The 9,511-nt window shown below is 67.4% G+C and carries 11 protein-coding genes; 5 read left to right on the top strand and 6 right to left on the bottom strand.

The window, feature by feature from the left end:
* The first annotated feature begins 185 nt into the window (after nt 1–185).
* Nucleotides 186–1,097 (top strand): transcriptional regulator GcvA, encoded by a 912-nt coding sequence (gcvA, locus tag EOA28_RS13780; protein ID WP_128314966.1) that lies wholly within the window; start codon nt 186–188, stop codon nt 1,095–1,097.
* Between the two features lie 9 nt (nt 1,098–1,106).
* Here gcvA and EOA28_RS13775 read toward each other — a convergent pair whose 3' ends face one another.
* Genes EOA28_RS13775 through tsaD form a run of 6 tightly spaced genes read right to left on the bottom strand, consistent with a single transcriptional unit; the run spans nt 1,107 to nt 5,109 of the window.
* On the bottom strand, nt 1,107–1,532 hold the full coding sequence (locus EOA28_RS13775) for a DUF1761 domain-containing protein (protein WP_127250189.1): 426 nt from the start codon (nt 1,530–1,532) through the stop codon (nt 1,107–1,109).
* Nucleotides 1,533–1,582: 50 nt separating this feature from the next.
* Nucleotides 1,583–2,281 (bottom strand): methyltransferase, encoded by a 699-nt coding sequence (locus tag EOA28_RS13770; RefSeq protein WP_189342039.1) that lies wholly within the window; start codon nt 2,279–2,281, stop codon nt 1,583–1,585.
* Nucleotides 2,236–2,661 carry an EVE domain-containing protein gene (locus EOA28_RS13765; RefSeq protein ID WP_127250187.1) on the bottom strand — a complete coding sequence of 142 codons (426 nt, stop codon included), beginning with the start codon at nt 2,659–2,661 and terminating at the stop codon, nt 2,236–2,238. Before EOA28_RS13765 ends, EOA28_RS13770 begins: the two co-directional genes overlap by 46 nt.
* Nucleotides 2,662–2,693: 32 nt before the next feature.
* Complete coding sequence (locus EOA28_RS13760; protein WP_127250186.1) at nt 2,694–2,990, bottom strand: YciI-like protein; 297 nt, start codon at nt 2,988–2,990, stop codon at nt 2,694–2,696.
* Between the two features lie 17 nt (nt 2,991–3,007).
* Complete coding sequence (locus EOA28_RS13755; protein WP_127250185.1) at nt 3,008–4,027, bottom strand: NAD(P)H-dependent glycerol-3-phosphate dehydrogenase; 1,020 nt, start codon at nt 4,025–4,027, stop codon at nt 3,008–3,010.
* On the bottom strand, nt 4,024–5,109 hold the full coding sequence (tsaD, locus tag EOA28_RS13750) for a tRNA (adenosine(37)-N6)-threonylcarbamoyltransferase complex transferase subunit TsaD (protein WP_189342040.1): 1,086 nt from the start codon (nt 5,107–5,109) through the stop codon (nt 4,024–4,026). The genes EOA28_RS13755 and tsaD overlap by 4 nt, the downstream gene beginning before the upstream one ends.
* A gap of 211 nt (nt 5,110–5,320) precedes the next feature.
* Between tsaD and hemC the strand changes: the two genes are divergently transcribed.
* The 4 genes from hemC to EOA28_RS13730 form a co-directional block, all read left to right on the top strand.
* A complete protein-coding gene (hemC, locus tag EOA28_RS13745; protein WP_127250183.1) occupies nt 5,321–6,244 on the top strand; it encodes a hydroxymethylbilane synthase in 924 nt (307 codons plus the stop codon).
* Between the two features lies 1 nt (nt 6,245).
* Nucleotides 6,246–6,959 (top strand): uroporphyrinogen-III synthase, encoded by a 714-nt coding sequence (locus EOA28_RS13740; RefSeq protein ID WP_127250182.1) that lies wholly within the window; start codon nt 6,246–6,248, stop codon nt 6,957–6,959.
* Between the two features lie 103 nt (nt 6,960–7,062).
* Nucleotides 7,063–8,520, top strand: a complete 1,458-nt coding sequence (locus EOA28_RS13735) for a COG4223 family protein (protein WP_128314965.1) — start codon at nt 7,063–7,065, stop codon at nt 8,518–8,520.
* Nucleotides 8,521–8,530: 10 nt separating this feature from the next.
* The coding region (locus EOA28_RS13730) for a heme biosynthesis HemY N-terminal domain-containing protein (protein WP_281060902.1) at nt 8,531–9,511 on the top strand (981 nt) is incomplete at its 3' end.

The following is a 9,511-nucleotide window of genomic DNA, read 5'->3' as shown; positions in this document are numbered from 1 at the left end:
GGGCGATTCCAGGGGGGTGCAGGGCTTCAGGGCGATCTCGGACATGGCTTTATCCCGTGTTCTCCGGATATCAAATCCGGTTTGATGGTGTTTCGATGAAGCCATCATGCCGGATTGAAAAACAAACGAGAAACGAGTAGTTCTTTTCCGATCATCAAGTTTTATTTGGAGATCATCTGTGAAGGCTGCTGCCCGGAACGCGCGCGCTGAGGACGTTCGACGCGGCCGCCAGGCACCTCAATTTCACCCGCGCCGCCGACGAGCTCGGCCTGACGCCGGCGGCGGTCAGCCACCAGATCAAGGAAATCGAGGATCAGCTCGACCTGGTGCTGTTCACGCGCACCAGCCGTAGCATCCGGCTGACCGAGGCGGGCAGCCTGCTGCATGATGCGTCGATCGACGCGCTCGACCTGCTCAACCGGGCGGTGTCTCGAGCCCGCAAGATGACGCGCGGCACTGCATTGTTGAAGGTGACGCTCGACGCGCAGTTCGCGACGAAATGGCTGATGCGCCGCATCGACGATTTCCGCCAACAGAAGCCCGGCATCGAGCTGCGCTTCGACATCACCTACGACGTAAGGGACTTCGAGCGCGACGATGTCGATATCGGCATCCGCTTCGGTACCGGCAAATATCCGGGGCTCGTCGCGCACCGGCTGTTCGAGAACATCATCATCCCGGTGTGCAGCCCAGCGCTGCTGGCGTCGGGTCCGCCGCTGAACGAGCCGCGCGATCTCTTCAACCATACGCTCGCGCATATCGAATGGTCGCGGCAGGGTGTGACCTGGCCGAACTGGAGCATGTGGATGCAGGCGGCCGGCGTCGATGATTTCGACGACAGCCGCACGCTGGTGTTCGGATCGTCAACCGATGCCACCCAGGCAGCGCTGGACGGCAATGCGGTGGCACTGGCCGACTTCGCCATGGTCGCCAACGATCTTTCGCAAGGGCGCCTGGTGCGACCCTTCGAGCTCGGCATCAAGGTCGCGCCGGAATTCGCCTATTTCCTGGTCTACCCCGAGACTGCGAAAGACGACGCGCGGGTCACCGCTTTTCGCGAATGGCTGCTGGACGAGGCGGCGAAAACGCCGACATAGTACCTGTCGTCAGACTGCCGGCGCGGCCGGCGCGCCGAACCAGCCGATGACGGCGCCGATGATCAGCATCACGCCCAGCCAATGGCCGGCATCGATCAGGGTCAGGGCCCAGCCGAAACCTTCATAGCGGTGGTTGACGGCAAGCGTGGTGGCGATGAAGCCCAGCCAAAGCACGAACCCGAACAGCAAGCCCGCGACCGGGTTCGGCTCGCCGCCGGTGATTGCCCCCACCACCAATGTCAGGACAAGCGCCATGACCAGCTCGGCGACGAAGCTGACGATGAAGGGAACGGCCGAGCGTTGCATGGTGGCCGGGTCGAGCTTGGCCGCCTTCAGCCAAGGCTTGCTCAGGCTCATATACCAGGCTGCGCCGAACAACCATGCGACGACGGCGGCGACAACCACCGCCAGCCAGTTCACGACCGAAAAATCCATGCTTTCCCCTCCAGATCGAGACGCGATGGAACGCTTGTTCGGCGATCGCGTCAAGCGAGGCGCCAGACGGTCGTGCGCTTGACTTCGGCATCCTCCAGCACGCGCGTCACCGGAACCTGGTAGACAGCAAGCGATTGCAGCCCGGTCCTGGGGAGGTAGGCGCGGCCGGGATCGCCGACGAGGATCTCGGCGCCGCGCGCCTTCAGTGACGCGAACCAGGGCAGCAGCCTGTCGGCGAAAGCCTTGTCGTAGAAGACGTCACCGGCAAGCACGACGTCCCAGCCATCGTCGGAGCCGACGCAATCCGTGCCGAGGAACTGCGCTTCGACGCCGTTGGCTTCGAGGTTAAGCGCGATCGCCGTCTCGCAGAACGGATCGATGTCGGCGGCGATCGCCTGCCTCGCACCCGCTTTCATCGCGGCTATGGCGACGAGGCCCGAGCCGGAGGCGAAGTCGAGCACGCGTCTGCCGCGCACCGCCCCGGGATTGTCGAGCACATAGCGGGCGAGGCCCTGGCCGCCGGCCCAGGCGAAGGCCCAGAAGGGCGGCGGCAGGCCGATCTCGGCCAACTCCTCCTCGGTGCGCAGCCAAAGGTCATGTGCCTCGTCGGCGAGGTGCAGCAGCACTTCCGGCACATGCGGCGGCGCCATCAGCGCTGTGTTGTCGAGGATGAACTTTTTGGCGCTTTTCGGCGTGAGCCTGGTCACGGCGCCGGGTTGAGCTTGGCCATGCGGCAGACCTCTTTCCATTCGGCCGGCGTCACCGGCTGCACGGAAAGCCGGCCGAGCCGGACCAGCGCCATCTCGGCGAGCTTGGGATTGGCCTTGACCTGTTCCAACGTCACCGGCTTCGGCACGTCCTTGTAGGCGCGGATGTCGACGCATTCCCAGCGCGGATCGTCGGTCGTCGTATCGGGATGCGCCAGCGCGCAGACCTCGGCGATGCCGACAATGTCGAGCCCTTCATTGGAATGATAGAAGAAGCCGAGATCGCCGATCTGCATCGCCTTCATGTTGTTGCGGGCGGCGTAGTTGCGCACGCCGTCCCACTGCGTGCCGGCCTTGCCCTTGGCCTTCAGCGCCTCGAAGGAAAAGACCGAGGGTTCGGACTTGAACAGCCAGTAGTTCATGCTCGTATTCCTCCTTGGCGCACGGACCTGAATTAACTAGCCGCCGGCTTGTTGAAGGTCCAGTTCCACTGACGGATCTCGACGCTCTCGAACAGGCCCGCCTTGGCGTAAGGGTCGGCTGCCGACAGCGCCTGCGCTGCAGCCAGGTCCGGCGCCTCGACCACGACGAGGCTGCCGTCCGGCTTGCCCTCGGCGTTGAGGAAGGGACCGGCGAAGGCCAGCTTCCCCTCGCCGTTCAGGCCTTCGAGAAACGCGACATGGGTCGGCCTGGTGTCGATGCGCAGCTGCAGGCTGCCGGGCTTGTCCTTGCAAATCAACGCAAACAGCATTTTTCAACTCCGATGGTTCAGATGTCGGTTTCGGTCTTGAGCGGGCGTGTCATCAGCGCGGTCACGGCCTGGCCGATGGTGATCCTGCCGTCGAGGATGGCGGCGACGGCCGAAATGATCGGCGCCTCGATGCCGCGCTCGGCGGCGATGCGGGCGGCAATGCCCGCCGTCGGCACGCCTTCGGCAAGCGGCAGGCCGGCAAGCGGCTTGCCCTGGCCGAGCGCCAGGCCATAGGCGAAATTGCGCGATTGCCTCGAGGAGCAGGTGAGCAAGAGGTCGCCAAGGCCGGAAAGCCCCATCAGCGTCTCCGGCCTGGCCCCGAAAGCGGCGCCGATGCGGCGCAATTCGACGAAGCCGCGCGTCACCATGGCGGCCTGGGCGCTTGCGCCAAGACCCGCGCCGGTGACGGCGCCCGCGGCGATGGCAAAGACGTTCTTCAGCGCGCCGCCGATCTCGACGCCGATCAGGTCGTCGCTGGAATAGCAGCGCAGATTCTCCGCCGAGAAGCGCGCGGCAAGCTCGGCCGCCAGTTCCGCCTCGCGGGCCGCGACCACGACCGCCGTCGGCAGGCCGCGCGCGACATCGCTGGCGAAGCTCGGGCCGGAAAGTGCTGCGACCGGATTGCCCGGCAGGCTTTCCTCGACAATCGTCGAGAGCAGCGCGCCGGTGTCGCGCTCGATGCCCTTGGCGCAGAGCACAAGCGGTATGCCCGCAGGAACGTGGTTGTCGGCTTGGGCCAGGACGGCGCGCAGCGACTGCGCCGGCGTCACGGCGAGCACGCAGTCGGCGCCGTCGAGCGCGGCCGCCATGTCGCTGGTGGCCGCGATGCCGGGCGCGATCTTGATGCCAGGCAAATAGCGCGGGTTCTCGCCGCGGGCGATGGCGGCGACGGTATCAGCGTCGCGCGCATAGAGACGCACATCATGGCCGGCGCGCAGCATGGCAAGGGCCAGCGCCGTGCCCCAGGCGCCGCCGCCGAGCACCGCGACGCGCCAGCCGCTGCCGGATTTCCTGCCGCTCGTTTCCTTCGCGCTCATGCCTTGGCCCCGCGCCGACCCGAGCCGACCAGGGGCGCGGAAACGCTGTCGAGCGGCCAGCGCGAACGTGGCACGAAGTCGGCGCTGTTTTCGTCGGCGATGCCGGCGCGCAGGCGTTCGATGCCGGCCCAGGCGATCATCGCCGCATTGTCGGTGCACAGTTTCTGCGGCGGCGCGACAAAGGCGAAGCCGGCTTGCGCGCAAAGCGCTTCAAGCGTCGCCTTGATCGTGCGGTTGGCCGCAACGCCGCCGGCGACGACCAGCGCCGGTTTTGCCTGATCGGGAAATTCCTGGCGGAAGCGGGCAAGGGCGCGGCCGACACGGTCGCCCAGCGCGTCGGCCACCGCCGCCTGGAAGGAAGCGCAGATGTCGGCGACGTCCTGGTCGCTCAACGGCGCAATCGCGGTCGCCGCCTGGCGCACCGCCGTCTTCAGACCCGAGAAGGAGAAATCCGGCTGCGCCGAGCCTTTCATCGGGCGCGGGAAGGCGAAGCGGCCGGCGTCGCCTGTCGCCGCCGCCTTCTCGACATTCGGGCCGCCGGGATAGGGCAGGCCGAGCATCTTGGCCGTCTTGTCGAAGGCCTCGCCGAGCGCATCGTCGATCGTGGTCGCCCAGCGCTGGTAGTCGCCGACGCCGCGCACCGCGACGATCTGGGTGTGGCCGCCGGAGACGAGCAGCAGAAGGTAAGGGAAGTCCAGCCCGTCGGTCAGCCGCGCGGTCAGCGCGTGGCCCTCGAGGTGGTTGATGGCGATCAGCGGCTTGTTCGCGGCGGCCGCGATCGCCTTGGCCGTCATCAGGCCGACGATCAGCCCACCCACCAGGCCAGGCCCCGCCGTCGCGGCGATGGCGTCGACCTCGTCCAGCGACACCTTGGAATCTTCAAGTGCCGCCTCGACGATGCCGTCCAGAGCCTCGACATGGGCACGCGCGGCGATCTCCGGCACGACGCCGCCGAAGGCCGCATGCTCCTCGATCTGGCTCAACACCACGTTGGACAGGATTTCGGGCGCGGCGCCGCCGTCCAGCGCCACAACGCTGGCCGCCGTCTCGTCGCAGCTCGTCTCAATGCCCAGAACGCGGATCAATTGGTCGCTAGCCTCAAAGATTGTATCACCGGAGGTCTATCGATATTCAGGTGATGCCGGCCTGCAAATGACGGGTTCCTGCGCTTCCGGTGCTCACGTACTTCAAGTACGCTCCGCTCCGGTTCTCGGAACCCACCATTTTCGGCTCGGCCTGACCTGAATCTCGACAGACCTCGGCCAAGGACGGGGTTATCACGGACCGCGCGCCATGCAAACTTTGAAAATCGGAACACGCGGCAGCCCGCTGGCGCTGGCACAGGCGCATGAGACGCGGGCGCGGCTGATGCAGGCGCACGGGCTGCCGGAGCAGGCGTTCGAGGTGGTGCCGATCTCGACCAGCGGCGACCGCATCCAGGACCGGCCGCTCTCGGAAGCCGGCGGCAAGGGCCTGTTCACCAAGGAAATCGAGGAAGCGCTGCTCGACGGGCGCATCGACATCGCCGTGCATTCGTCGAAGGACATGCCGACGGTGCTGCCCGACGGGCTGGAGCTTGTCACCTTCCTGTCGCGCGAGGACGCGCGCGACGCTTTCATCGGCAAGCGGGTGAAGCGGATCGCCGACCTGCCGCATGGCGCGGTGGTCGGTTCGTCGTCGCTCAGGCGCCAGGCGCTGCTTCGCCGCATGCGCCCGGATTTCGAGGTGGTGATCTTCCGCGGCAATGTGCAGACGAGGCTGCGCAAGCTCGACGAGGGCGTCGCCGAGGGCACGATCCTGGCCTATGCCGGGCTGAAGCGGCTCGGGCTCGAACATGTCGTCACCGACCTGATGTCGCTCGAGGATTTTCCGCCGGCGCCGGGGCAAGGCGCGATCGGCATCGAAACCCGTGTCGGCGACCGCGAGGTCGAAAAAATGCTGGCGGCGATCCATCACGTGCCGACCGGCCAGGCGCTCGCCTGCGAGCGCGCCTTCCTCGCCGCGCTCGACGGCTCCTGCCGCACGCCGATCGCCGGCCATGCGACGGTCGCAGGCGAAAAACTGTCCTTCGCCGGGCTGATCATCTCGCCCGACGGTTCGCAATCGCATGAGGTGCGGCTGGAAGGCGAGGCCGCGGACGCGGCGGAGATCGGGCTTGACGCCGCGCGGACGGTCCGCGCCAGGGCGGGCGCTGAATTCTTCGACGGCTGGGCCTGACATGGTCCGCGTCCTGGTGACGAGGCCGGAGCCCGGCGCGTCGCGCACGGCGCGACACCTCGAAGCCCTGGGATTTCAGCCTGTCCTGCTGCCGCTTACCGAGACGAGGGCATTGCCGGTCGAGTCGGCCATCGGCGCCGATGCCGTCGCGGTTGCGGTCACCAGCGCCAATGCGGTGCGCCATGCGCCAAAGCCGCTGGTCGCGTCGCTTGCGGGCCTGCCATGCCACGCGGTCGGCAAACGGACGGCCGAGGCCTGCCGCGCGGCGGGATTTTTATCGGTCGCGGAAGGTCCGGGCGATGCCGAGGCGCTGGCCGACGCCATCGCCGGCGGCCTTGCCGGCAAGGCAATCGTCTATCTGTGCGGCCGCGTCCGCTTTCCGGTGTTCGAGCAGCGGCTGACGGCGGCCGGCGTGCATGTCCAGGCAATCGAGACCTACGACACGACAGGCGTCGACTATGGCGATGCCGATGTGGTCGCCCGCCTGTCGGGCCGGCCGGTCGAGGCCGCGCTGCTCTATTCAGCCAAGGCCAGCTTAGCGCTGGTCGGCCTGATGGCGCGGCCGACGCTACGGTATCTCTTTGAAAAAACGCAGTTCCTGGCGCTCTCGACGCGCGTCGGCCAGCCGATGGAAGGCATTGCCGGCAGCAGGGTCCGCGTCGCGTCCCAGCCTGAGGAAGAGGCGTTGCTCGCGCTTTTGTCGCAACCGCGCTAGGCCGCGTCATCACACCGCCCCTTTTCACCGCTTGGTGATGTGCTAGAGCATCCTGACGCTCTGGACCCTTCGATCCATCCCAAGCCAATTGCGGAGCCCAAGCATGGTCAAGACGCCGAAGATGCGACATTCGAAGACCCGGCGCGAGCCGGTGACCATCGAACTCGAGCCCGGCGCCGTCTCGCGAATCACCGACGAGGATGCCGCGAAGGCCAAGGCCGCGCAGACCGACGAGGCGAAGGCGGAAGAGGCTGCGGCCGCTTCGCAGCCGGAGGCGCCGGAAGAGCCGATCCATGCCGAGCAGGCCGATATCGAGCCGTGGGAGCATAGCGACGCCGCCCAGGCAGCGGCCGAAAGGCCCGAAGCCGCCAAAGGCGAGCCCGAGGCGCCGTATCCAAGCGACTCCGATGAGCCGAGGAGCCAGCCCCAGGGCTTCGACTACAATTTCGAGGACGCATCCGCGCCTGGGTCCAGCGCCCCGGCATCGAAATCAAGCGAGACGCGGGCCGAGGATCGCGCGCCGCAGCCGCCGCGCAGAACCGGCGTCAGCGCCATCGCAGCGGGGGTCATCGGCGGCGTGATCGCGCTTGCCGGCGCCGGCCTGCTGCAGGCGGTCGGCCTGCTTGGCGCGCCGGGATCGAACGGCGGATCGCTCGAAGGCGTCAATGGCGAGATCGCGTCGCTGAAAAGCGAGATCGCGGCGCTGAAGGAAAGCGGCGACAAGGGAGCCTCCGCCAAGGTCGAGGGTCTGTCCACGGCGATCGAGCAGGTCAAGTCCGATGTGGCGGCGTTGAAATCCTCGGCGGGCCAAGGCGGTGACAGTGCCGCGCTCAAGGCGCTCGGCGACAAGGTCGGCCAGATCGAGACCGCCGTTGCCGATCTGCAGAAGAACGGCAATACGGCGCCCGTCGATCTCGGTCCGCTCAACGAGAAGATAGCCGGGCTCGACGCTCTGGTGAAATCGACCGGCGACGCGGCCAAGGCCGAGGATGGCCGGCTGGCGGCGCTGGAACAGTCCGTGTCGCAGCTTTCCGGCAAGGTCGAGGCGCAGGCCTCGCAGCCCAAGATCGCGCTGGCCATTGCCGCCTCGGCGCTGAAGGCGGCGCTCGACCGCGGCGCGCCCTTCGCGACCGAGCTCGACACCTTCGCGGCCATCGCGCCGGACGCGCCCGAGCTCGCGGCGCTGCGCTCCTATGCCGATAAGGGCGTGCCGACCCGCGCCACCATCGCGTCGGAGGCCGAGACCGCCGCAAACGCCATGGTCGAGGCGGCAAAGCCTGTCGACCAGGATGCCGGTTTCTTCCAGAGCCTGGTGTCGAGCGCGGAATCGCTGGTCAAGGTGCGGCCGGTCGGCAGCGTTGAAGGCAAGGGCGCGCCCGAAACCGTCGCCCGCATGGAAGTGGCGGTCAACCAGGGCGACTACGCCAAGGCGCTCAGCGAATATGACACGCTGCCCGACGCCGCGAAGGCGGCCGGCGCCGACTTTGCCGGCAAACTGAAGGCGCGGCTGGAGGTCGAAAAGCAGCTCGAAGCGCTGATTGCCGGCGCGACGAAGGCGTGAGGACGAACAGATGATCCGCCTTCTCGCCTTCCTCTCCGTCGTCTTCGCGCTGGGGCTGGGCTTTGCCTGGCTGGCCGACCGTCCGGGCGAGATGCTCGTCACCTTCAACGGCTACCAGTACCAGGTCACGCTGATGGTGGCGGCGGTGGCGATCGTTGCCGTCGTCGCCGCGGTGATGATCGTCTGGTGGCTGATCAAGTCGTTGTGGAACAGCCCCTACACGATCTCGCGCTATTTCCGCGTGCGCCGCCGCGACCGCGGCTACCAGGCGCTGTCGACCGGCATGATCGCGGCCGGCGCCGGCGACGGCGCGCTGGCGCGCAAGAAGACCAAGGAAGCGGCGAAGCTGATCAACGCCGACCAGGAGCCGCTGATCAATTTGCTCGACGCGCAGGCCTCGCTGCTCGAAGGCGACCATAAAGGCGCGCGCGAGAAATTCGAGCGTATGCTCGACGATCCCGAGATGCGGCTGCTCGGCCTGCGCGGGCTTTATCTGGAAGCCGAGCGGCTCGGCGACCGCAATGCCGCGTGCCACTATGCCGGCCGCGCGGCGGCGGTGGCGCCGCAGCTCGCCTGGGCGGCGGAGTCGACGCTGGAGGAACTGACCGAACGCGGCGACTGGGATGGCGCGCTGAAGCTGGTCGAGGGGCAAAAATCGACAAGGCAGATCGAGCGCGACGCGGCCAACCGCCGCCGCGCCGTGCTGCTGACGGCCAAGGCGCAGGCGCTGGTCGACAGCGACCCGAACGCGGCCCGCACCGCGGCGCTCGAAGCCAACAAGCTGGCGCCCGATTTCGCGCCGGCCGCGGTGATCGCCGCCGATCTGGTTATCCGGCAAAACGACGTGCGCAAGGGCGCCAAGATCCTGGAAGCCGCCTGGAAGGCCGAGCCGCATCCCGACATTGCCGAGCTTTACACGCATGCGAGGCCGGGCGATGCCGTGCTCGACCGTCTCAACCGGGCGAGGAAGCTGCAGGAATTGAAGAGGAAC

The organism is Mesorhizobium sp. M2A.F.Ca.ET.067.02.1.1, from assembly GCF_004023285.1.
In the GTDB taxonomy this organism is placed as follows: Bacteria; Pseudomonadota; Alphaproteobacteria; order Rhizobiales; family Rhizobiaceae; genus Mesorhizobium.
The sequence above is the reverse complement of the archived record's forward strand: the minus strand, read 5'-3'. Positions and strand labels throughout refer to the sequence as shown.

Excerpts from the sequence above, each read along its gene's own strand:
- EOA28_RS13775 (WP_127250189.1), bottom strand. The coding sequence starts at position 1,532 with ATGGATTTTTCGGTCGTGAACTGGCTGGCGGTGGTTGTCGCCGCCGTC.
- EOA28_RS13770 (WP_189342039.1), bottom strand. The coding sequence starts at position 2,281 with ATGGAAAGAGGTCTGCCGCATGGCCAAGCTCAACCCGGCGCCGTGACC.
- EOA28_RS13765 (WP_127250187.1), bottom strand. The coding sequence starts at position 2,661 with ATGAACTACTGGCTGTTCAAGTCCGAACCCTCGGTCTTTTCCTTCGAG.
- EOA28_RS13760 (WP_127250186.1), bottom strand. The coding sequence starts at position 2,990 with ATGCTGTTTGCGTTGATTTGCAAGGACAAGCCCGGCAGCCTGCAGCTG.
- EOA28_RS13755 (WP_127250185.1), bottom strand. The coding sequence starts at position 4,027 with ATGAGCGCGAAGGAAACGAGCGGCAGGAAATCCGGCAGCGGCTGGCGC.
- hemC (WP_127250183.1), top strand. The coding sequence starts at position 5,321 with ATGCAAACTTTGAAAATCGGAACACGCGGCAGCCCGCTGGCGCTGGCA.
- EOA28_RS13740 (WP_127250182.1), top strand. The coding sequence starts at position 6,246 with ATGGTCCGCGTCCTGGTGACGAGGCCGGAGCCCGGCGCGTCGCGCACG.
- EOA28_RS13735 (WP_128314965.1), top strand. The coding sequence starts at position 7,063 with ATGGTCAAGACGCCGAAGATGCGACATTCGAAGACCCGGCGCGAGCCG.